We start from the raw sequence: 23,260 nt of genomic DNA, 5'->3' as shown, positions 1-23,260 counted from the left end.
TTCTCGTGATGTCCCCGGGCCGTCGACCCGAAGTATGTGGGTGTTCTCCGCGGTGTGGGTTATGAGGATCAGGGGAGTCGGATGACCTGACCGGCGTAGACCAGCCCGGCCCCGAATCCGATGATGAGGGCGAGATCACCGCTGTGGGCCTCTCCACGCTGAAGCATACGGTCGATGGCGATCGGCACGGACGCTGCAGAGGTATTCCCCATGTCAGCGATGTCGTGGCAGACGGTCACCGATTCGGGCAGCTTGAGGTGACGGCAGATGACGTCGGTGATGCGGTCATTGGCCTGGTGCGGAATGAAGACGTCCAGGTCCGCGGGGGTGATCCCGGCCTCGGCGACCGCCTCGGCAGCACGCTTGGCAACGTCGGTCATGGCCCACTTGAAGACCGCGCGACCCTCCATGTGGATGAGGGGGTGGACCTTCTCGGAATCGGCGCTCGCGCTGGCCCAGTCCTCGATCTCGATGGTCTTGAGCTGATCGGAGCGTGATCCCCAGATGACCGGGCCGACTCCCGGCTCGTCGCTCGCGCCGATGACCGCGGCTCCGGCACCGTCCGAGAACAGGAAGGCCGTGGAGCGATCGTCGATATTGGTCATCTCGGAGAGCTTCTCGACGCCGACGACGAGCACGTAATTCGCCGAGCCGGTGCGGATCATCGAATCCGCCAGCGCAGTCGAGTAGCAGAACCCTGCGCAGGCGCCGTTGAGGTCGAAGGCCGCAGCGTTGCCCAGGCCGAGCTCGCGCGCGATGTAGGTCGCCAGGCTGGGGGAGGGACGGTGATGCGAGACGGTCGCGACGATGATGGCGTCAATCTGCGAGGTCTGCAGGCCGGAGCGCTCCAGCGCGGTGCGAGCCGCCTCGGTACCCATCGACAGGACGGTCTCGGACTCGGTGCCCCAACGACGCTCGGTGATACCGGTGCGCTGCTCGATCCACTCCGGGGTGGAGTCGATCACGGTGCACATGTCCTCGTTGGTGACGACCCGCGAGCCGCGGGTTGACCCGGTGGACAGGAACGTGGAGTACCTGTCTATCGGGCGGGTCTTGATGGCGGTCATGCATTCTCCTTGCCAGCATGAGCCGCGATGAACTCGCGGGCAGCCGGAATCTGGTCGGGGGTGTTGAGGTTGAACAACTCGACCCCCTTGAGGTTGCGCTTGGCGATACCCGTCAGGGTGCCAGCCGGGGTGAGCTCGAGCATGCCGGTGATGCCACGCTCGGCGATCGTGTCCATGCACAGATCCCAACGCACCGGGTGGGCAACCTGGTTGACGAGACGATGAGCGAACTCGCGTCCATCAGTGACGACAGCGCCGTCACGGTTCGACAACAGAGCCACTGAAGGGGGGGTCGTCGGCATGGCTGCGGCGACCTCGCGCAGGTGATCGACTGCCGGCTCCATGTGAACAGTATGGAAGGCGCCGGCAACCGACAGCGGGAACAGGCGGGTACGAGTCGGCGGCTCAGCGGCGAACGCCTCGAGCTGCTCGACGGTGCCGGCGGCGACGATCTGGCCCTTGCCGTTGTGGTTCGCAGGGGTGAGGCCAGCGGCCTCGATGGCGGCGAGCACCTCGTCAGGTCGGCCACCGATGACGGCGGTCATCGAGGTCGCGGTGCGAGAAGCAGCCCGTGCCATGGCGCGGCCACGCTCACGCACGAGAACCATGGCGGCTTCGGCGGAGAAAGCGCCGGCAGCAGCACCAGCAGCGATTTCGCCGACCGAGTGGCCGGCCAGCAGATCCGCCTTGGAGGAGATCTCCGGATCGACCGACCACGCGGTTGCCAGCGCGGCAGCGACCAGCAGCGGCTGGGCAACAGCAGTGTCCTTGATGGTCGCCTCGTCGGAGGTCGTGCCATGGGTCACCAGATCGATGTCAGCCACCGCTGACAACCATGCGAGGTGGTCAGAGAAGGTGGGATCGGACATCCAGTGCGACAGGAATCCTGGTTTCTGGGCTCCCTGGCCCGGAGCGACAATTGCAAGCACGTTCCCACTTTGCCCCCCTGACGGGCCCTGACGCGAGACATGGAACCGACGAAGTACCCACGGTTGCCTTTGTGGGGTTCCCACAAAGAGACAGGGGGGTTCCTCCAAAACCCGGTGTGTGTCCCGGATCAGCCCCGGTTGGCGGCCTCCCGACGTCCCAGCACGGCGGCAATGACGTCATTGACGGGGGTGTCGACGCCTACCTCGTCACCCAGCCCGGGAACGGCCCCGACCTGCGCGGCATACTCGCTGGGACGCCCGGCAAGGATGTCACGTTGGAATGAAGTCGTCGAAGCCGGATCCTGCCCCGTGAGGAACTTGAGATTCTTCTCGACGAAGTCGTCGGAGATCTTGGCGCCATGTCGGTGAGCGACCTGCACCGTTTCGTCAATACACCGAGCGAAGATGTCGCGATAGGTGCCGAGCAGGTCGCCCAGGGCGACGTCGAGGACAGCTCCACAGGCTCCATGGGGAACAACGGAACACATCTTGACCCACAGCGTGGTGGTGATGTCGTCGATGACGGGGGAGACGATGCCGGCCTTCGCACAGGCAGCTCGCAACTCGTCAATGATCGGATGGGGGGAGTCGTCCATCGTCGAGACCTCCAACATGCGAGGTCCGCCCAGATCCATGACGAGGCCCGGCTCGACAATCTTGACCCATTCCCTGCAGACGCCGGGGGCCACGTGCTCGGCGCCGATGATCTCTGCCAGCACATGTGGTGCAATGACGCCATTTTGGGTCGTGACGACCAGGGTGTCAGGCCCCATGAGAGCAGGCAGGTGAGTACGAGCGGCATCGGTGACCTGGAAGGTCTTGGTGCACATGAGCACGACGTCGACAGGACCGATCTCGGCAGCGTTGTCCGTGGCGGGAACGTCAAGGGTCATCTCGGTGGTGCCGACGATGCGCAGCCCGTGCTCGCGAATGGCATCCAAGGTCTTGCCACGGGCGACGAAGGAGACGTCGGCCCCGGCGTCAGCCAGCACCCCACCGTAGAAGGCGCCTATGGCTCCGGCGCCGATCACAGCTGCTCTCATGACGTCTCCTCACCCTTGGCAGCGGCGCAGGCGGAGACCACCGCGTATTCGACCGATTCCCGGGCGTCAGGCAGGGTTGCTGGCAGCAGCGGAACCTTCATCGCTGCCAAGGTGCGCTGCATCCCCATTCCGGCGTGAGTGGCCACACACGCCACGACCTCGTGCTCGCGCAGGAAACGAACAATGCGAGCGTGATGACTGCCTTCGGTGCCCTCGTCGTGGAGGCGGTCCCATTCCACCTCGAAGGTCTGCCACTGCGTGACGTGACCGTTGTCGTCGACCTGTGCGACGGCCACCATGGGCGCCTTGCCGAATCGGGGCTCCACCGAGCCATCTGGGCGAACCGGAATCATGACGTTCATGGGCTCACCATAGAACCGATTCCACGTGGCGTCATCGGTGTATCAGGAGTCCCGAGAACCTCCGGAGACCAACCTGCCCACGGTGATGGCCAGCCTCAGGACGTAGGCCTCGCGCGGGTCGGAGGGGGAGTAGCCGGTGACGTCCTGGATCCGCTTGAGTCGGTAGCGCACCGTGTTCGGATGAATGAACATCGCCCGCCCCGTGCCCTCCACCGAGCAGCCGTGGTCAAGGAAGGAGACGGTGGTGTCCATGAGGTCCCCACTCGCGGCGGCCAGCGGGGTGTAGACCTCATTGACGAGCCATGCGGCCGCCTCGGTGTCACCGGAGAGGACCTGCTCGGGAAGAAGGTCAATGGCAGCCATGACCCGCGGGCCTTCCGGCCAGGCACGCGCGGCGCGAGCGCCCGACAGTGCGGCGCGGGCGGAGGACGGTGCCAGGGTGAGGTCGGCGACCACCGGCCCGACGACGATGGGTCCGGGCGCAAAATGCTCGGCCAGACTTTCGGTGACAGCCACCGCAGCGGGGGCGTCGACGAGTTTCTGACTGGCGAGGATGACGACGAGGCGGTCGGACTGCAGGGCCGCCAGCACGGTCATCTGCATCCGCTCCCCGTCTCGACGCAGCACGTGCAGTTCATGCTCAGTGGTCGGGGCACGACCCACGACGACACACAGATTGATGCCGGGACGCCATCCCAGGGTGGAGGCGCGGGAAATGAGTTGCTCGTCGGCGTCGGCGCGAACGACGGCATCGACGACGAGAGATTCCAGTCGCTCGTCCCAGGTGCCGCGGCGCTCAGCAGCCCGGGCATACACCTCGGCGGCTGCGAAGGCGACCTCTCGGGAGTAGTGGACGATAGCGGTACGCAGGACCTGACGATCCCCGCGTGGCATCTCGGTCTCGATCTGGGCCTCGACGACGTCGATCGTGGTGCGGACCAGCTCGACGGTCTGGTGCAAGGAAATCTTGCGAGTCATGGATCGCGGCGCCACGTCGAAGACGTCGGTCGGGGAGTAGGGCTCGGCGTCGTCATCAGCGAACCACTGCACGAAGCCGTCGATACCGGAGCGGGCCACGATCGAGATCCACGATCTTTCCTCGGCGGAGAGATCGCGGAACCAGGAATGGCGACGGCCCATCTCCTCAAGGGTGGCGGTCGTCATGGCGGAAGTGCGAGCAGTCAACCGCTTCGCGATGGCTCGGCGGGTGCGGTCGGAGGACACGACGGTGCGGCCGGTACTCGACGTCCGGTGCGCGGACGTCGTCACGATGTCGTTCCTGGCCACCTGAGCCTCCCCTTGGTGAAACTCCGGACAGTCTAGTGGGGATGCAGTTGGGCCACGACGCCTTTCCTCGCAGATACCATCAAGGCAGGAATGTCACCCCGGGGCGATTTACGGCATCTTCAAGTGACTTTTCTTCCACAACGCGACACAATGGGTTGGCCGTGGGCCCTCGGGCTGCCGCCCCGAACCGTCACCGGTGACGACGCTGGTAGCGCGTCAATGTCGATGAGAAAGGACCCAGCGTGATCCCACGTGAAGAACGCGGACCAGTCCTCAACGGACTACCGACAACATTGCCTGACATCGATCCCGAGGAAACCCAGGAGTGGATTGAATCCCTCGACAAGATGGTCGAGGCTGACGGTCCCAACCGTGCCCGGATCGTGCTGCTGAAAATGCTGGAGCGGGCGCGTAGCCACGGTCATCTCGGTCTGTCGGCGCTCACCTCCACCGACTACGTCAACACCATCGCCGCCGATGACGAGGAGGAGTACCCCGGTGACGCCGAGATCGAACGGAACATCCGTCGTCTGCTGCGGTGGAACTCCGCCATCACCGTGCATCGTGCTCAGCGCCCGGGCGTCGGCGTCGGTGGCCACATCTCCACCTATGCCTCGGCAGTCACCCTCTACGAGGTCGGCCAGAACCACTTCTGGCGCGGACAGGACGCCCCCAGCGGTGGCGACCAGGTCTTCTTCCAGGGCCACGCAGCCCCGGGTATGTACGCCCGCGCCTTCCTGGAGGGACGCCTCAGCGAGGACGACCTCGATGGTTTCCGTCAGGAGAAGTCGAAGGGTGGGCAGGGCTTGCCCTCCTATCCCCACCCGCGCATGTTGCCTGATTTCTGGCAGTTTCCGACGGTGTCGATGGGCCTGGGCCCGATGGACGCCATCTACCAGGCGTCCATGAACAAGTACTTCACCAACCGCGGTGTCAAGGACTGCTCCGACCAGCACGTGTGGGCCTTCCTCGGTGACGGGGAGATGGACGAGCCCGAGTCGCGCGGCTTCCTGCAGGTGGCTGCCAACGAGGAGCTCGACAACCTCACCTTCGTCATCAACTGCAACTTGCAGCGTCTGGACGGCCCGGTGCGTGGCAATGGCAAGATCGTCCAGGAGCTTGAGGCCGTCTTCCGGGGTGCCGGCTGGAACGTCATCAAGGTCATCTGGGGATCCGGCTGGGATCCACTGCTGAAAGCTGACCGCGACGGTGCCCTCGTCGACATCATGAACAACACTCGTGACGGCGACTACCAGACCTTCAAGGCCAACGACGGAGCCTACGTCCGTGAGCATTTCTTCGGTCGCGACCCGCGCACCGCCAAGATGGTCGAGAACTGGACCGACGAGCAAATCTGGGCGCTGCGTCGTGGTGGCCACGACTACCGCAAGATCTACAACGCCTACAAGGCGGCCACTGAGTTCAGGGGAGCCCCGACCGTGGTGCTCGCCTGCACCATCAAGGGCTACGACCTCGGTACCCACTTCGCGGGCCGCAACGCGACCCACCAGATGAAGAAGCTGGCCCTCGACGACCTCAAGCAGTTTCGTGATCGTCTCGAGATCCCCATCTCCGACAAGGTTCTGGAAGCCGACCCGTACCGCCCCCCGTACTTCCACCCGGGCGCCGACGACGAGCGCATCCAGTACCTCATGGAGCGTCGTCGCGCGTTGGGCGGTTTCGTGCCGGAGCGTCGCTCCACATTCACCAGTCTGCCGATTCCCGAGCAGCAGGCCTTCGACGGCGTCAAGCGTGGATCGGGCAAGCAGGAAGTCGCCACCACCATGGCCTTCGTGCGTCTGCTCAAGGACCTCATGCGTGACAAGAACTTCGCTCCCCACGTCGTCCCGATCATCCCCGACGAGGCCCGTACCTTCGGTATGGACTCGTTCTTCCCGACGATCAAGATCTACAACCCGCACGGCCAGAACTACACCCCGGTGGACCACGAGCTCATGCTCAGCTACCGCGAGGCCAAGAACGGCCAGATCCTGCACACCGGTATCAACGAGGCCGGCTCGACGGCTGCGTTCATCGCTGCCGGCTCGGCCTACTCCACCCAGGGTGTGCCGATGGTGCCGATCTACCTGTTCTACTCGATGTTCGGATTCCAGCGCACCGGAGACTCCTTCTGGGCCGCCGGTGACCAGATGTGCAAGGGATTCCTCATCGGCGCCACCGCTGGCCGCACCACCCTGACTGGTGAGGGTACCCAGCACATGGACGGCCACTCGCCGGTCTTGGCCGCCACCAATCCGGCGGTCGTCTCCTACGACCCGGCCTTCTCCTACGAGATTTCCCACATCGTCCAGGCCGGTCTGGAGCAGATGTACGGCGAAAACGCCGAGAACGTCATGTACTACCTGACGGTCTACAACGAGCCGATCGTCCAGCCGGCCGAGCCTGAGGGAGTCGACGCCGAGGGCATCGTCAAGGGCATGTACCTGCTGTCGAAGGGTTCCTTCGAGGGTGTTGGTGAGGACGCTCGTCGCGTCCAGCTGTTGGCTTCCGGCGTTGCGGTGCCGTGGGCCCTTGAGGCTCAGAATCTCCTCAAGGACGACTTCGGTGTCGTCGCTGACGTCTGGTCGGTCACCTCGTGGAACAAGCTGCGTCGTGACGCCATGGAGACCGAGGAACACGCCTTCCTGCATCCTGAGCAGGACAAGCGCACCCCGTACATCGTGCAGCGCCTGGCTGATGCCCCGGGCCCGGTCGTCGCGGCCACCGACTACATGCGTCAGGTCCCCGACCAGATCGCTCAGTGGGTGCCGGGAGACTATGCGTCCCTGGGCGCCGATGGGTTCGGGTTCTCCGACACTCGCGCCGCTGCCCGTCGCTTCTTCCACATCGATGGACCGTCCATGGCCGTCCGAGCCCTGCAGATGCTCGCCGAGCGCGGTGAGATTCCGCAGGATTGGCCGGCCAAGGCGGCTGAGAAGTACGACCTTCTCAACGTCAACGCCGGGTCGTCCGGCAATGCCGGCGGCGACGCCTGATCGAATCTGACGACGCGGAGGTCACCCCTGAGGTGGCCTCCGCGTCTCGCATCTGGCACGCTTGTTCCAAGGCGTCTTTCGCGCCAGACGCACATACGTGAGGAAGCTGAGGATTCGTGGGAAGCGGCACCGATTTGGACAAGCTCGGTCTCGAGGCCGGGCAGGTGGTCCAGGAGCTCGGTTGGGACGATGACGTTGACGAGGACCTCCGTCAGGAGGTCATGGACATCATCGACGGCGACATGATCGAGGATTCGATCGATGCCGTCGACATCGTCTGGTTGTGGTTGCGTGCCGAAGACGGGGATGTGGCCGATGGACTGGTGGACGCCATGCGCGACCTGTCCGACGACGGTTTCATTGTGCTCGTCACCCCGAAGGTGGGACGTCCTGGCACCATCGATCCGGCAGATCTTTCCGACGGGGTCGACACCGCTGGCATGGTGCTGACGACCAGTTATGACGCCGGCGAGGACTGGCAGGCCCACAAGGTCGTGCGGCCCCGCGGTGGACGTCGTTAGCCTCCTCGGACCGAGTCGCTGACGATCCGGCACAGGCGTGTCGTGGCACGCTTCCACTGACATGCATCGGTGGCCCCGCACGGGCCACCGATTCGCGCCTTAGTCGCCGAGCATCTCGTCGAGTTCCTCCGGCGTCATGATCGGCGCTGTCTGCAACATCTTGTAGGCCGGCATGGCAAGAATGAAGGCAGCCGTTGTCGGGTCGCTGTCAAGGTCGACGCCGATCTGCTCGGTGGCCTGTCGGACCTTCGCGGCGAACTCCTCGTCGGCGGCCATCCACTCAGCCACGGTGGAATCGCGGCGCAACGGGTGGCGAACTGTCGGGGCACCGACAATGACCTCTCCGGTCAACGGAAGATCGCGACTTGACCTGCCCACCTCAACCCTGACAGTGCCTGGCTCGACGGCCCATGACTGCAGCAGGATGTCCCAGTAGGACAGGTCTCGACGAGTGAGGTCAATGGTGATCGATCGGCTCTTGCCGGGGGCCAACTCCACGCGGCGGAAGGCCTTGAGTTCGCGTACACAGCGGTTGACAGTCGCGTCGGGGAATCCCAGGTACACCTGCGGGACGGCGGAACCAGTGCGGTCACCGGTGTTGGAGATGGTGAAGGTGATGGTGAGCACCGACTCGTCCTGGGCGGTCTCGTCGGTGACGGGCCGGACGGCCAGATCGAGATCGGAGTAGTCAAAGGTCGTGTAACTCAGCCCGTGGCCGAAGGGATAGGCAACCTCGCGCTCGGTGACGTCAAGGCCGCGGTAGCCGATGTATCTGCCCTCGCCGTAGGTGACGTGCTGAAACTCTCCAGGAAAGTTCAACTGGGCAGGGATGTCGGACAGCGTCACCGCGATGGTCTCGGCGAGGTGTCCGGAGGGATTGACCTTGCCGGTCAGGACATCGACGACGCCGGATCCGCTGGCCTGTCCACCCAGCCAGCACTCGACGATGGCGTCGGCCTGGTCGTCCCACTCGGCCATGCCCACCGATGATCCATTGGAAAGGACGACGATGGTGCGGAACGCGATCTTGCTCACACAGGCCAGAAGATCGAGCTGGTCGGCCGGTAGATCGGTGTTCGTGCGGTCGTAGCCCTCGGACTCGGCGACGGCAGGCAGACCAAGGAAGAGGACGGCTGTCTTACCCCGGGCCAAGGACTCGGCGTCTTCGGCCAGACGGGGATCAGACTCGCCGGTGAGGGCGAATCCGGGAGCGAAGGGGACGTCGCCCCAGATATGGCGCAGACTGTCCAGCGCGGTGTCGACGCGAGTCGGATTGACCTTGGATGACCCCGCTCCCTGAAAACGTGGCGTGCGTGCGAACTCTCCGATGACGACGACGTCGTCCGGGCCGGTCAGTGGCAGGGCGTCCCCGTCATTCTTGAGCAACACCGCCGAGGCAGCAGCCGCCCGACGAGCCAGCTGATGATGGGCCTCGATGTCGTAGCTGCCAGGATCAGCCATAGCCGCAGACGCCTGAGCGACGAGGGTGAGAATCCGCGCCACAGCGGTGTCGAGGACCTCCTCGTCAAGATCACCGTTGCGTACCGCCTCGACGATCCGGGCATCGTTGCGGGGAGCATCGCCGGGCATTTCGAGATCGAGTCCGGCACGTAACCCTTCGACCCGATCGACGACGGCGCCCCAGTCAGAGATGACGAGACCGTCGTACCCCCATTCGTTGCGCAGTACTTGGGTCAGCAACCAGCGATTCTGGCTGCAGTAGACCCCGTTGAGGGCGTTGTAGGAGCACATCACCGTCCAGGGCTTCGCGTGCTTGACGACCATCTCGAAGGCAGGCAGGTAGATCTCGCGTAGAGTGCGTTCGTCAATCCCGGCGCTGACTCGCAGTCGGTCGGTCTCCTGGTTGTTCGCGGCGAAGTGCTTGAGCGACGTTCCGACTCCCTGGGACTGGATGCCGCGCACCAACTCGGTGGCCAGAATCCCGGCGAGAACCGGATCCTCCGAGAAATACTCGAAATTGCGTCCGCACAGTGGGGAGCGTTTCATGTTGATGCCAGGACCGAGCAGGACGGACACCGCCTCGGCTCGCGTCTCCTCACCCAGAGCCGCGCCGACATCATGGACGAGCTGCGGATCCCAGGTCGACGCCAGCCCAGAAGCAGTCGGGAAACAGGTGGCTGGGACGGAGTCATGAAAACCAGCCATGGAGCTATCGGTGACCTTGCGCAGACCATGTGGGCCATCGGTCACCATCGGGCCGGGAATCTCCAGCCTCTCGATGGCCTGGAGGTGCCAGGAATCGCCTCCGGAACACAAGGAGGCCTTCTCCTCGAGGGTGAGCTGGCAGATGAGGTCGGGGATCTCAGATGGGATCATGGTGGCTCCTTCGTCAACCTTGGGATCATTATTGTCCTCGTTTGTGACAGATGGGGGAGAGCCGATGTTCTGGCTTGTCAGGGCAGGACCATAGGGTCAGTGTCTCCAGATTGAACTGGACCAGTAGGCTAGGCGCCCTCGGCAACAGGAGGTGCGATGTCCCAGCAGTGGTGGAGCGACGGAACCGTCTATCAGATTTATCCGCGTAGCTTCGCCGACGCCAATGGTGACGGAATTGGCGACCTGGCCGGTATCCGCGACCACATCGATCACCTTGTCGAGCTCGGGGTCGACGCCGTGTGGCTCAGCCCCTTCTACCCATCCGGATTCGTTGACGGTGGATACGACGTCATCGACCTGCGCGACGTCGATCCAGTCTTCGGGACCCTCGATGACCTTGATGACCTCATCGCCGATCTGCATGCGCACGGCATCAAGGTCATCATCGACATCGTCGCCAACCACACCAGTGACCGGCATCCGTGGTTCCGGGAGGCTCTGGCATCCGGACCCGGCTCACCGGCACGGCAGCGATATCACTTCCACGACGGCGACGAGCCTCCCAGTGACTGGGTGTCGATTTTTGGTGGCTTGACGTGGACGCAGGTTCCTGACGGGCAGTGGTACTACCACTCCTTCGCACCAGAACAGCCAGATCTCAACTGGGACAACTCCGAGGTGCAGCAGGAGTTCCTCGACATCCTGCGCTTCTGGGCCGACCGAGGGGTTGACGGTTTCCGTGTTGATGCCGCGTCCCTGTTGGCCAAGGATCTCCACGAACCGCTCCCCTCCAAGGCGGACCTGGACGCATGGCCCATCGGCGAGGACCACCCTCTGCAGGATCGCGACGCCACCATCGAGATCTTCCATTCCTGGCGACGGCTCCTGGATTCCTTCGACCCGCCTCGCGCTGCGGTGGCCGAGGCAACGGTCCCGGCGGCTCGCTTGCCCCGGTACACCGACCCCTCCTCCTTGGGCCAGGCCTTCTTCTTTGATCTGTTGTCCGCCGAGTACGATGCGGAAGTCTTTGCCGACGTCATCGACCGGTGCATCACGGCCGCATCGGGATCGTCGGTGACTTGGGTGCTCAACAACCACGACACCGTCAGGTCGGCCAGCCGATACGGCACGGTCTATCCGGGGCTGGGTGAGAACGGCTGGCCCATCCGCAAATACGGCGGGGACTGGTTACAGGCCGGTGGCGACCCGGCGATGTGTGATGCGGCCCAAGGCCTACGCCGGGCGAGGGCCGCCGCTCTGGTGATGCTGGCCTTGCCCGGTTCGGCCTACCTCTATCAAGGTGAGGAATTGGGTCTGCAGGAGGTTGCTGAGATCCCGGTCGACCAGCGTCAGGACCCAACATTCTTCCGTCGCGGTGACGAGGAGGTCGGGCGGGACGGTTGCCGCGTCCCCCTGCCGTGGGAACCGATCGGGCCTTCCTACGGATTCGGGCCGGCAGGGCCCCACCTACCGCAGCCGCTGTGGTTCTCCCACTACGCCGTCTCGACGCAGAGAAACGACCCCGCCTCAACCCTGACGATGTATCGCGACGCGCTGCGGCTGCGCAAGGAGATCATTGGTAACGATGACCTGATCTGGACCAGTCACGGCGAGAACGACGTCCTGGCCTTTCGGCGAGGGGAGTGGCTCATCGTCTCCAATTTCGGTGATGACCCCAGCCCGCTCCCCGGGGGTACCGTCGAACTGGCCTCGGGCATCGTCACGGATGAGCTCCCGGGGGAGACGACGGTGTGGGTTCGTCGCTGAGATCGGTCAGGTACCGCGTCTCGAATCCCAGCGGCTGAGCATCGAGACTGGTGTCCTTGCACTGTGCCAATCCTGAGTCGTGACCACTATCCCGTAACGATCGTGGCGGGCAGCGATGTGACGAGGTCCTGGACACTTGCTCCCACCACGGCTGACTGTCGGTACGCTGAGACCATGGCAGTGAGTACCTATGTGGCAGCTCAGGATCGCTACGACACCATGGAATACCGAGGTTGTGGGACTAGCGGCTTGCTGCTGCCTGCCATCTCCCTGGGGCTGTGGCACAACTTCGGAGATGTTCACCCAGGGGCCACCCAGCGTGCCGTACTGCGTCGCGCCTTCGACCGTGGCATCACCCACTTCGACCTTGCCAACAACTACGGCCCGCCCTACGGACAGGCAGAGATCAACTTCGGTCGTATCATGGCCACCGACTTCAAGCCCTACCGTGACGAACTCATCATCAGCTCCAAGGCGGGTTACGACATGTGGCCCGGCCCCTACGGGCAGGGCGGCGGCTCCCGCAAGTACCTCATCGCCTCCTGCGACCAGTCCCTCAAACGCATGGGTCTGGACTACGTCGACATCTTCTACTCCCACCGCTTCGACCCGGACACCCCGCTCGAGGAGACCATGGGGGCCCTCGACCACATCGTCCGCTCCGGACGTGCCCTCTACGTCGGCATCTCCTCCTACGATCCCGAGCAAACCGAGAAGGCAGCCGCCATCGCCCGCGACCTCGGCACCCCGCTTCTCATCCACCAACCGCGCTACAACATGTTCGACCGCTGGATCGAGGACGGCCTCGTCGACACCTGTGAGCAGGAGGGGATGGGCATCATCTGTTTCTCCCCGTTGGCCCAGGGAATCCTCACCGACAAGTACCTCCGGGGCATCCCGGCTCAGTCCCGTGCCGGCATGGGAGCGGTGTCTCTGCGCCCCGAGCAGATCGACGACGCCACCCGCGCCGCCGTCTCGGCCCTCAACGAGATCGCCAAGAACCGCGACCAGACCCTCGCTCAGATGGCCCTGTCGTGGATCCTGCGGGACTCCCGCATCACCAGCGTCCTCGTCGGCGCCTCCTCGGTGCCGCAGCTGGACTCCGACATTGACGCGCTGGGAGCGACGCCGTTCACCGACGACGAGAGGGTGAACATCGAGTCGGTGCTCGCCGATCACGCCTGCTGAGATAACTCAGCCTGGACCGTGCTACGCTCCTAGCGACGCCCTTTAATGGCGATCCCGTGAGGTCGCGAAGGTCGTGCCAACAGGTGACTGCGCATGTGCGCGTCATCCGGTGTGCTCCACCCTCGCACCCGCGGTGTCCAGCGGTAGGAGCCTGTTATGCAACTCACCCAGTCATCCGGCCCAGTCACCGTCCTCGACTCCAAGGCGTTGGAGCGGGCGCTGACGAGAATCTGTTACGAAATCGTCGAGCGCAACGAGGGGCTCGACCAGTTGGTCATCGTCGGTATTCGCACCCGCGGCGCGTACCTGGCACAGCGTATGGCCACCAAGTTGTCGTCCCTGAGTGATGTTGATGTGCCCGTCAGTGAGCTGGACATCACCTTGTACCGGGACGACCTCGATCCCAATGAGCACCGCGAGCGTCCACAGAATCCGGTGCTGTCGGGCAACAACGTCCCGACCAACCTGGCTGGCAAGACGGTCGTCCTCGTCGACGATGTTCTCTTCACCGGTCGCACCGTGCGAGCTGCCCTCGACGCCCTGCTCGACACCGGTCGCCCCGATCGCATCCTGCTGGCCGTCATGGTCGACCGAGGTCACCGCGAGCTCCCGGTCCGTGCCGACTTCGTCGGAAAGAACATCCCCACCTCGCTGAGCGAGGCCGTCGACGTCCACGTCGCCGAAGTTGATGGCGAGGACGCCGTCACCATTCGAAAGGTGGCCTCCCGATGAGTGCTGAGGTCGTTGAGGAGTTCGACGTCGACCACTCCGGACGTCACTTCCTGTCCGTGGAGGACATGTCCAATGACGACGTCATGAAGATCATCGATCGTGGACGTCAGTTCAAGGCTGGCGAGGCCGCGCGTGTCGCGCCCGGTCACGTAGCCATCAACATGTTCTTCGAGAACTCCACCCGAACCATGACGAGCTTCCAGATGGCCGAGCACCGCCTGGGGATGAAAGTCCTGGACTTCGATCCGGGGCACTCCAGCGTCACCAAGGGTGAGAGCCTCTACGACTCGGTGCGTACGGTCGACGCCATCGGCGCTGAGGTGGCCGTCATCCGCCACTCCACCAACCACTACTACGACTACCTGCTGGCGACCGGGATGCTCGGCCTGTCGGTCGTCAATGGTGGTGACGGCTCTGGCCAGCACCCCAGCCAGTGCATGCTCGACCTCATGACCATCGCCGAGGAATTCGGACACATCGATGGCCTGACGGTCTCCATCAGTGGTGACATCGCCCACTCACGAGTGGCTCGTTCCGATGCCCAGATCCTCGTGCGACTGGGTGCCAACGTCGTCTTCACCGGACCGCGCGAGTGGATGGACCACGACGTCACCAGGCTTGGCACGATGGCCACCCTCGACGAGGTCATTTCCGACGTTGACGTCGCCATGATGCTGCGAGTCCAGCACGAGAGGTTCGACGCCGGCCCGGACTTCTCCGCCACCGACTACCTGCAGGCTTTCGGCCTCACCGATGAGCGGGCGGAGCGGATGAAGCCGAATGCGATCATCATGCACCCGGCTCCTGTGAACCGCGGATGTGAGATCTCTGGTCACCTCGTGGAGGCCCCCTCGTCTCGTATTTTTGAGCAGATGCGGAACGGAGTCATGGTACGAACGGCCATTCTGGAACAGGTGCTGCAAGCCAGGGAGGCGAGGTGAGCCGAAGAGTCCTCCTCACTCACTTGACGATGCTGGAGGGAGCCACTCCGGTTCCCTCCCAGCTCCTCGTCCGCGATGACCGGATCGAAGCCATGTCACGGGGGCGTCGCAAGGCCCTCGATGGGGCGGACGCCGAGGTCATCGACCTGGGTGGGGCTCTCGTGACTCCCGGCATGGTCGACCTGCACGTCCATCTGCGCGAGCCAGGACAGGAGTACAAGGAGACCATCGCATCCGGTACTGCTGCCGCAGCCCGAGGCGGATGGACGACGATCTGCGCGATGCCGAACACTGTGCCCGACCCGCACACCTCTGAGCTCATGGCCGACCTCAAGCGCAAGATCGACGAGTCAGCCCTGGTACGAGTGCGTCCCATCGCTCCCATCACCGTCGGGCTGACCAGTACCGATCTGGTCGATGTCGGTGCCTTGACCCAGGCTGGGGCCATTGCCTTCTCCAATGACGGCAAGGGAGTCCAGCTGGCCGGGACGATGTATGACGCCATGCGCGCTGCCGCCGAGGTGGGTCGTCCCATCGCCGCCCACGCCGAGGACGAGTCCTTGGTACGTGGCGGAGTCATCAATGACGGACGCCGGGCCCGAGAACTCGGTCTGCCGCCCATGACTCGCCTCACCGAGACCGTCCAGGTGGCTCGCGACGTCGTGATCGCCGAGGCCACCGGAGCCCATTACCACTTGTGTCACGCCTCGACCAGGCAGTCGATTCGCACCTTGAGTCGTGGCCGGGAGGACGGGGCAGACGTCACTGGCGAGGCAGCCCCGCATCATCTGCTGCTGGCCGACGACGACATCCCCAGCGACGACGGGTTCTACAAGATGAATCCGCCGCTTCGCACCCGCGACGACGTCGACGCCATGGTCGACGGGTTGTGTGACGGCACCTTGACCTGTATCGCCACCGACAATGCCCCCCATGCTGCCGCCGAGAAGGACTGCTCCTTCCGCAGTGCCGCCTTCGGTGTCATCACGAACGAGCACACCTTCGCCCTGCTGTACACGAACTTCGTGCTGAACCGGCGATTCCGCCTGGATCAGCTGGTTGACTGGCTCACCGTCGGGCCTGCGGACACCTTCGGGCTGGCCGAAGCAGGACGACTGCGAGTGGGCGGACCGGCCGACCTGGCCGCCTTCGACCTGCAGACCCAGACGACGATCATCCCCGAGGAGGGAGCCGGTATGGGACGCAACACCCCCTTCGCCGGTCGCCCCGTCCTCGGTGACTGCGTGCTGACGATGGTCGGTGGTCGGACGGTGCACCGACGAGGACAGCAGATCGGCAAGACTGATGACCACGAGATGGGAGATCCGCAATGAGCAGACGCACCCTGTTGCTGGCCGATGGGACGAGCTACCAGGGGGAGGCCTTCGGGGCTGACCGTGAGGTGAGTGCCGAGGTCGTCTTTACCACCGGGATGACCGGTTATCAGGAGACCCTCACCGATCAGTCCTACAACGGACAGATCGTGACCTTCACCTACCCTCTCATCGGAAACTGCGGCATCAACCGCGACGACATGGAGTCCCTCTTTCCGACGACCGCCGGGGTCATCTGCCGAGAGGTGCCGAGATTGGCCAGCAACTGGCGAAACCGGCGCACCCTTGACGAGTTCCTCACCACCCATGGCATTCCTGGCCTGGCCGGCATCGACACGCGTGCCCTGGTGCGACGACTGCGTAACGAGGGGGTCATGAAGGGGGTCCTGCTCGGTCCCGACGCTGACCTTGACGCCCAGCAGGAGAAGTTGCGCGACACCCAGCTTCCCACCGACCAGATCGCTCAGGTCTCCACCCGCACCGCCTACCCGTCGCCGCTGGGTGGACGCAGCGTGGTGCTCTTCGACTTCGGCCTCAAGCACTCCATCCTGCGCGAGCTCAGCAAGCGCGGATGCGCCGTCACCGTGGTGCCCTGGAACATCTCGGCCGACCGGGTGCGTGCCCTGGCCCCCGACGGCATCATGCTGTCGAACGGTCCCGGCGACCCGAAGTCGATCCCGCAGGTCCAGGACGTTGTGCGTGAGCTCCAGGAGGAATACCCGGTCCTCGGCATCTGCATGGGCCACCAGGTCTTCGCCCTGGCCAACGGTGCTGACACCTACAAGCTGCCCTTCGGACACCGTGGCTTCAACCACCCGGTGCGCGAACTTTCCACCGGACGGATCGACTTCACCAGCCAGAACCACGGATACGCCGTCGATCCCGACTCAGTGGCCGGTACCGAGCTGGAGATCACCCACATCGAGATCAATGACGAGACGGTCATGGGTGTGCGTCACGCCCGGCTCGGATCCTTCTCGGTGCAGTACCACCCTGACGCGGCCGCCGGGCCGCACGACGCAGCCCACGTCTTCGACGACTTCGTGGCACTCATGGACGCCAATCACTCTGGAGGCCAGAACTGATGCCCCGCCGCACCGACCTGCATCGTGTCCTCGTCATCGGATCCGGTCCGATCATCATCGGTCAGGCTGCCGAGTTCGACTACGCCGGCACCCAAGCCTGCCTGGCCCTCAAGGAGGAGGGGTACGAGGTCATCCTCGTCAACTCCAATCCGGCGACGATCATGACCGACCGTGACATCGCCGACAAGGTCTACATCGAGCCGATCACCTTGGAGTTCGTCTCCTCGATCCTGCGTCGGGAGCGTCCCGACGCCATCGTCCCCACCCTGGGCGGTCAGACCGGCCTCAACATGGCCACCGACCTGGCCAGGTCCGGGATCCTCGAGGAGTTGGGCATCGAGCTGCTTGGCACCAAGCTCTCCGCCATCGAGAGGGCCGAGGACCGTGATCTGTTCAAGCAGCTCATGGACGAGCTGGGCCAGCCGGTGCCCGCGTCCGAGATCGTCCACACCGTCGAAGAGGCGGTCGAGGTGGGCAACTCCATCGGTTACCCGCTCATCGTCCGTCCTGCCTACACCCTCGGTGGTACCGGCGGCGGCATCTGCCGTGACGAGGCTGAACTGGTACGCGTCGTCGGGAAGGGACTGGAGCTCTCCCCGGTCACCGAGTGCCTGGTCGAGCAGTCGATCGCGGGGTACAAGGAGATCGAGTACGAGATGATGCGCGATGGCGCAGACAACGCCATGGTGGTCTGCACCATGGAGAACTTCGACCCGGTCGGCGTCCACACCGGCGATTCCATCGTTTTCGCCCCCACCCAGACCCTCACTGACGTCGAACATGAGATGCTGCGTGACGCGTCGATCGAGATCGTCCGGGCGCTGGGCATCGAGGGCGGCTGCAACGTCCAGCTCGCCCTGGATCCTGAGTCTTTCCAGTACTACGTCATCGAGGTCAACCCGCGCGTCTCGCGGTCCTCGGCCCTGGCGTCCAAGGCCACCGGCTACCCGATCGCCAAGATTGCGGCGAAGATCGCCGTCGGTATGACCCTCGACGAGATCCGCAACCCTGTCACCGGGACGACCTGGTCGATGTTCGAGCCCATGCTCGACTACGTCGTCGCCAAGATTCCGCGCTGGCCCTTCGACAAGTTCGCACGGGCCGATCGTCGCCTCGGCACCCAGATGAAGGCCACCGGCGAGGTCATGGCCCTGGGCCGCACCATCGAGGAATCCCTGCTCAAGGCAGTGCGTTCCTTGGAAATCGGGGTCGACCACATCGCGCTGCGTGATGTCGCGGACCTGCCCGACGATGTCCTCGAGGAACGCCTGCTGCACGCCCGTGACGACCGGCTCTTCTGTCTGGCCGAGGCGATCCGCCGCGGACGCACGGTGCACGAACTCCACCAGCAGACCAAGATCGACGTCTTCTTCCTCGACAAGATCGCCCACATCCTCGAGATCGAGGAGAGGCTGCGAGCTTGCCCCGACGATCCGGAAACCCTCTGGATCGCCAAGCGCAATGGCTTCTCCGACGCGGCCGTCGCCCGGTCCTGGGGCACGACCGCCGACGAGGTGCGTACCCGTCGGGTCGAGACCGGGATCACGCCCATTTACAAGATGGTCGACACCTGCGCCGGCGAGTTCGACTCCTCGACTCCGTACTTCTACTCGACCTACGAGGTGGAGAACGAGTCGGTGAGGTCGGATCGGCCCAGCGTCCTGGTGCTGGGCTCCGGACCGATCCGCATCGGCCAGGGCATCGAGTTCGATTACGCCACCGTGCATTCGGTCAAGGCCATCCAGGCTGCCGGGTACGAGGCGATCATCATGAATTCCAACCCGGAGACGGTTTCCACCGACTTCTCGATCTCTGACAAGCTGTACTTCGAGCCCCTCACCATCGAGGACGTCATGAACGTCATCGACCTCGAACAGCCAGAGGGGGTCATCGTCCAATTCGGTGGCCAGACGGCGATCAACCTTGCGGGCCCGCTGGAGGCCGCCGGAGTGCCGATCCTGGGCACCCAGCTGGCCGACCTCGACCGCGCCGAGGACCGTGAGGGATTTGAGTCCCTGCTGGCCGAGCTGGGGATCCCACAGGCCCCAGGCGGTACCGCACGCTCTACCAATGAAGCCCTGGCGGTTGCCGAGGAGCTCGGATACCCGGTGCTGGTGCGTCCCTCCTACGTTATTGGGGGTCGCGCCATGGCCATCGTGACGAGCGCCGAGGAGCTCAAGCGCTACATGCGCGACGCCGTCCACGCGAGCCCTGACAAGCCAGTGTTGGTGGACCGCTACCTCAATGGTCTGGAGTGTGAGGTCGACGCCATCTGTGACGGTACCGATGTCCTCATTCCCGGTATCATGGAGCACATCGAGCGTGCGGGCGTGCACTCCGGCGACTCGATGGCCGTCTACCCACCGCAGCGGATGAGCCAGAAGGTCACCGACCGGATCGTCGAGGTGACGACGAAGCTGGCCCTGGGGCTCAACACCAGGGGGATCCTCAACATCCAGTTCGTCATCGCCAAGGATCCTGCCGATGGCGAGGACACCGTGTACGTCATCGAGGCCAATCCTCGTGCATCGCGCACCGTGCCCTTCCTGTCCAAGGTCACCGGCGTGTCGATGGCTGAGGTGGCCACCCGGATCATCCTCAAGGAGAAACTGTCGGACCTCAGTCTGCAGCCCGGATTGCTGCCGGTGCCCACACGCATCCACGTCAAATCCCCGGTCTTCAGCTTCTCCAAGCTCGACCTGGTCGACTCGCACCTGGGCCCTGAGATGAAGTCGACCGGCGAGGTCATGGGTTCCGACGACACCGTCGAGAAGGCGCTGTACAAGGTCTTCGAGGCCGCCAGTCTGCACCTCCCCGAGTACGGCAAGATCCTCATCACGGTGGCCGATGACGCCAAGCCCGAGGCCCTCGCCCTGGCCCGCCGCTTCGACCGGATTGGATTCCAGCTCGTCGGCACCAAGGGCACTGCGCGATTCTTCGACGAGGGTGGCTTGCGGATCGACGCGGCCGAGAAGATCGGGTCGGGGGAGGCCGGTTCCACCGAGTCCGTCCTCGACCTCATCAACCGCAACGGTTGCGACGCCGTCATCAACGTCATGGGTAATGGCCAGGAGACCATCATCGACGGAAAGCAGATACGTCGTGAGGCCATCGCTCGCGGCATCCCGCTGTTCACCTCTCTCGACACCGCTGCGGCTATCTGTCGGGTGATGGAGTCGCGAGTCTTCTCGACGGAGTCGATCTGATGAGTGATACGACGGAGCTGTGCCAGGCCCCTCAGCTGATGGAACTGTCGGATCGTCGGGAGATCGCCGCCGGAGTGTACGCGGTGCGCCTCATCCCTGACCAGCCGATGCCCAGAGTCGTTCCGGGGACCTTCCTCGACCTGCTGCTCGGTGGACTGCACGTGCTGCGTCGGCCACTGTCCATCGCTGACGCCGACGAGGGGGGATACACCCTCATCTTCCGGGTGGTCGGTCGAGGGACCGACGAGCTGTCACGGGCGCCTCTCGGGGCAAGAATGGATGTTTTCGGCCCCCTGGGACACGGATTCGACCCCGACGCCGTGCATCCAGGCCAGCGCGCCCTGCTCGTGGGGGGAGGTGTGGGCATCCCGCCGCTGTACCTGCTCGGTCGTTGCCTCGTCGAGCGTGGCGTCCAGGTGCAGTTCCGACTTGGATTCCGGGACCGTAACGACATCTTCTGGGTCGACGAGTTCTCCCAGCTGGGCGAGGTGCTCATCTCCACCGACGACGGCTCGGTGGGGACGAAGGGGACCGTTGCCCAGATCGCCGAGACCGACGCAGCGCGACGGTTCGCCCCCGACATCGTGCAGGCCTGTGGGCCCACCCCGATGCTGAAGTGGGTGAGGTCGGCGCTGGCACCGACGGTGCGTACCCAACTCTCCTTGGAAGAGAGGATGGCCTGCGCGGTGGGTGCCTGCTACGCCTGTGTCATCTCGGACGCGAGACATCCCGATCACCAGTTCCGGGTCTGTTACGACGGACCGGTGTTCGAGGCCGAGGAGGTCGTGCTGTGAACAGATTGGCCGTCTGCCTGCCGGGCCTGGAGCTCAAGAATCCGATCATGCCCGCCAGTGGGTGTTTCGGGTTCGGCGCCGAGTACGCCCAGTACTACGACCTGTCAGTGCTGGGATCGATCATGGTCAAGGCGACCACCGTCGAGCCGCGTCCTGGCAACCCGGTTCCCAGGGTCGCCGAGACGCCAGGCGGGATGCTCAATGCCATCGGTCTGCAGAATCCGGGGCTCGACGTCGTCATGGCCGAAAAGCTGCCGTGGCTGGCCGAGCACTTCCCGGACCTGCCGATCATCGCGAACGTTGCCGGGTACACCACCGAGGACTACGTCAAGGTTTCCGAGGTCACCTCGACAGCCCCGAACGTTGCAGCCCTGGAGATCAACATCTCCTGCCCCAACGTCAAGCGCGGCGGGATCACCTTTGGCACCAATGCGGCCGCCGCCCATGACTTGACGAGGGCTGTCGTCGCGGCCGCCGGCGTGCCGGTCTACGTCAAGCTGTCTCCCAACGTCACCGACATCACCGAGATCGCCCGGGCGGTCGCCGACGCCGGGGCTGATGGCTTGACCCTCATCAACACCCTCACCGGTATGCGGATCAACCTGGGATGGCGAAAGCCCGTCATCGCCAATGGCACGGGCGGGCTCTCCGGCCCAGCCGTCCTTCCCATCGCAGTGCGCATGATCGACGCCGTCACCAGAGCCGTCGACATTCCCGTCATCGGGATGGGTGGGGTGACGACCAGCGCCGATGCGCTGGAACTCATGATGGCCGGAGCCTCGGCCGTCGCAGTCGGCACCGCCAACTTCACCGATCCACTGGCCTGCCCCAAGATCATCGAGGGACTCGAGCCGCTCATGGACGACCTGCACATCTCCAGCCTCGAGGATCTTCGTACCGAGGTCCGTCGGTCTCGATGATCATCGACCACCATCAAGGAGTACACATGGACACCAGCCGCCCGATCATCGCCCTTGACCTTCCCAGCGCCGAGGCCGCCCTCGACTTCGTCGCGGAGTTCGACGAAAGTCTCTTCGTCAAGGTGGGCATGGAGCTGTTCTACGCCGCTGGTCCGAGTGTCATCACCAGCCTCAAGGAGGCTGGGCACGATGTCTTCTGCGACCTCAAACTCCACGACATCCCCAACACTGTCAAGGGAGCGGCCGCAAGCCTGTCGAGGCTGGGAGCGGATCTGCTGACCGTCCACGCCGCGGGCGGAAGGGCCATGATGGAGGCGGCTCTGGAGGGTCTTGGGGATGCGGCCCAGAATACTCGTGTCATTGCCATCACCCAGCTCACCTCGACCTCCCCGGAGGCGCTCAGGACAGAGCAACTCATTGAGGTGTCGCTGGCTGAATCGGTGCGTAACTACGCAAAACTTGCCCAGTCGGCGGGTCTGGTCGGTGTCGTCTGCTCGGCCCATGAGGCCGCCGACATCGCCTCGGTGACGGGCCCGGACTTCCTGCGCGTCACCCCCGGTATCCGTCCAGCAGGCGCCGCAGTAGGGGACCAGTCCCGGGTCGCCACCCCCGGCAACGCAGCGTCGATGGGCTCCTCGGCGATCGTGGTGGGCCGTCCCATCACCAAGTCCGACGACCCGGTCGCGGCTTACCACGCCATCCGCGACGAATGGAATGTCGGGCGTACGGCAGCCTGACGACAACACGACCT

18 protein-coding genes are annotated in these 23,260 nt (G+C 64.4%); 12 read left to right on the top strand and 6 right to left on the bottom strand.

Annotated elements, in window-relative coordinates; translation table 11 throughout:
* Nucleotides 1-68 precede the first annotated feature (68 nt).
* From ACUCCZ_RS05970 to ACUCCZ_RS05950, 5 genes are all read right to left on the bottom strand, one after another.
* Nucleotides 69-1,067 (bottom strand): beta-ketoacyl-ACP synthase III, encoded by a 999-nt coding sequence (locus ACUCCZ_RS05970; RefSeq protein ID WP_435916687.1) that lies wholly within the window; start codon nucleotides 1,065-1,067, stop codon nucleotides 69-71.
* The gene (locus ACUCCZ_RS05965) at nucleotides 1,064-1,936 is read right to left on the bottom strand and encodes an ACP S-malonyltransferase (protein ID WP_435917023.1); all 873 of its coding nucleotides are present in this window, start codon (nucleotides 1,934-1,936) and stop codon (nucleotides 1,064-1,066) included. The genes ACUCCZ_RS05970 and ACUCCZ_RS05965 overlap by 4 nt, the downstream gene beginning before the upstream one ends.
* A gap of 188 nt (nucleotides 1,937-2,124) precedes the next feature.
* Complete coding sequence (locus ACUCCZ_RS05960) at nucleotides 2,125-3,039, bottom strand: 2-dehydropantoate 2-reductase (RefSeq protein WP_435916686.1); 915 nt, start codon at nucleotides 3,037-3,039, stop codon at nucleotides 2,125-2,127.
* Entirely contained in the window at nucleotides 3,036-3,401 is a 366-nt protein-coding gene (locus ACUCCZ_RS05955; RefSeq protein WP_435916685.1) for a NifB/NifX family molybdenum-iron cluster-binding protein, read from the bottom strand. The genes ACUCCZ_RS05960 and ACUCCZ_RS05955 overlap by 4 nt, the downstream gene beginning before the upstream one ends.
* A 42-nt stretch (nucleotides 3,402-3,443) precedes the next feature.
* On the bottom strand, nucleotides 3,444-4,565 hold the full coding sequence (locus ACUCCZ_RS05950) for a PucR family transcriptional regulator (protein WP_435916684.1): 1,122 nt from the start codon (nucleotides 4,563-4,565) through the stop codon (nucleotides 3,444-3,446).
* Between the two features lie 365 nt (nucleotides 4,566-4,930).
* Here ACUCCZ_RS05950 and aceE point away from each other — a divergent pair, with 365 nt between their 5' ends.
* Both aceE and ACUCCZ_RS05940 read left to right on the top strand, forming a co-directional pair.
* On the top strand, nucleotides 4,931-7,684 hold the full coding sequence (gene aceE, locus ACUCCZ_RS05945) for a pyruvate dehydrogenase (acetyl-transferring), homodimeric type (protein WP_435916683.1): 2,754 nt from the start codon (nucleotides 4,931-4,933) through the stop codon (nucleotides 7,682-7,684).
* Between the two features lie 116 nt (nucleotides 7,685-7,800).
* Entirely contained in the window at nucleotides 7,801-8,205 is a 405-nt protein-coding gene (locus ACUCCZ_RS05940; RefSeq protein WP_435916682.1) for a DUF3052 domain-containing protein, read from the top strand.
* A 99-nt stretch (nucleotides 8,206-8,304) separates the two neighbouring features.
* Here the strand turns inward: ACUCCZ_RS05940 and ACUCCZ_RS05935 are convergent, their stop codons facing one another.
* The gene (locus tag ACUCCZ_RS05935) at nucleotides 8,305-10,542 is read right to left on the bottom strand and encodes a glycoside hydrolase family 3 C-terminal domain-containing protein (RefSeq protein ID WP_435916681.1); all 2,238 of its coding nucleotides are present in this window, start codon (nucleotides 10,540-10,542) and stop codon (nucleotides 8,305-8,307) included.
* Nucleotides 10,543-10,698: 156 nt separating this feature from the next.
* On the opposite strand from ACUCCZ_RS05935, the gene ACUCCZ_RS05930 reads away from it, so the two are divergent.
* The 10 genes from ACUCCZ_RS05930 to pyrF all read left to right on the top strand — a co-directional run bounded on the left by ACUCCZ_RS05930 (nucleotide 10,699) and on the right by pyrF (nucleotide 23,246).
* Entirely contained in the window at nucleotides 10,699-12,309 is a 1,611-nt protein-coding gene (locus tag ACUCCZ_RS05930) for a glycoside hydrolase family 13 protein (RefSeq protein WP_435916679.1), read from the top strand.
* A 174-nt stretch (nucleotides 12,310-12,483) separates the two neighbouring features.
* Nucleotides 12,484-13,497, top strand: a complete 1,014-nt coding sequence (gene mgrA, locus ACUCCZ_RS05925; RefSeq protein ID WP_435916678.1) for an L-glyceraldehyde 3-phosphate reductase — start codon at nucleotides 12,484-12,486, stop codon at nucleotides 13,495-13,497.
* A gap of 156 nt (nucleotides 13,498-13,653) precedes the next feature.
* On the top strand, nucleotides 13,654-14,229 hold the full coding sequence (pyrR, locus tag ACUCCZ_RS05920; protein ID WP_435916677.1) for a bifunctional pyr operon transcriptional regulator/uracil phosphoribosyltransferase PyrR: 576 nt from the start codon (nucleotides 13,654-13,656) through the stop codon (nucleotides 14,227-14,229).
* On the top strand, nucleotides 14,226-15,170 hold the full coding sequence (locus ACUCCZ_RS05915) for an aspartate carbamoyltransferase catalytic subunit (RefSeq protein WP_435916676.1): 945 nt from the start codon (nucleotides 14,226-14,228) through the stop codon (nucleotides 15,168-15,170). The genes pyrR and ACUCCZ_RS05915 overlap by 4 nt, the downstream gene beginning before the upstream one ends.
* A complete protein-coding gene (locus tag ACUCCZ_RS05910) occupies nucleotides 15,167-16,504 on the top strand; it encodes a dihydroorotase (RefSeq protein ID WP_435916675.1) in 1,338 nt (445 codons plus the stop codon). The genes ACUCCZ_RS05915 and ACUCCZ_RS05910 overlap by 4 nt, the downstream gene beginning before the upstream one ends.
* Nucleotides 16,501-17,589, top strand: a complete 1,089-nt coding sequence (locus ACUCCZ_RS05905; RefSeq protein WP_435916674.1) for a carbamoyl phosphate synthase small subunit — start codon at nucleotides 16,501-16,503, stop codon at nucleotides 17,587-17,589. The genes ACUCCZ_RS05910 and ACUCCZ_RS05905 overlap by 4 nt, the downstream gene beginning before the upstream one ends.
* Nucleotides 17,589-20,795, top strand: a complete 3,207-nt coding sequence (carB, locus tag ACUCCZ_RS05900; protein WP_435916673.1) for a carbamoyl-phosphate synthase large subunit — start codon at nucleotides 17,589-17,591, stop codon at nucleotides 20,793-20,795. The genes ACUCCZ_RS05905 and carB overlap by 1 nt, the downstream gene beginning before the upstream one ends.
* On the top strand, nucleotides 20,795-21,589 hold the full coding sequence (locus tag ACUCCZ_RS05895) for a dihydroorotate dehydrogenase electron transfer subunit (protein ID WP_435916672.1): 795 nt from the start codon (nucleotides 20,795-20,797) through the stop codon (nucleotides 21,587-21,589). The genes carB and ACUCCZ_RS05895 overlap by 1 nt, the downstream gene beginning before the upstream one ends.
* Nucleotides 21,586-22,509, top strand: a complete 924-nt coding sequence (locus ACUCCZ_RS05890; protein WP_435916671.1) for a dihydroorotate dehydrogenase — start codon at nucleotides 21,586-21,588, stop codon at nucleotides 22,507-22,509. Before ACUCCZ_RS05895 ends, ACUCCZ_RS05890 begins: the two co-directional genes overlap by 4 nt.
* 26 nt (nucleotides 22,510-22,535) lie before the next feature.
* Entirely contained in the window at nucleotides 22,536-23,246 is a 711-nt protein-coding gene (gene pyrF, locus ACUCCZ_RS05885; RefSeq protein ID WP_435916670.1) for an orotidine-5'-phosphate decarboxylase, read from the top strand.
* The last annotated feature ends 14 nt before the right edge of the window (nucleotides 23,247-23,260 follow it).

Source organism: Cutibacterium nasicola (genome assembly GCF_052654715.2).
The sequence above is the reverse complement of the archived record's forward strand: the minus strand, read 5'-3'. Positions and strand labels throughout refer to the sequence as shown.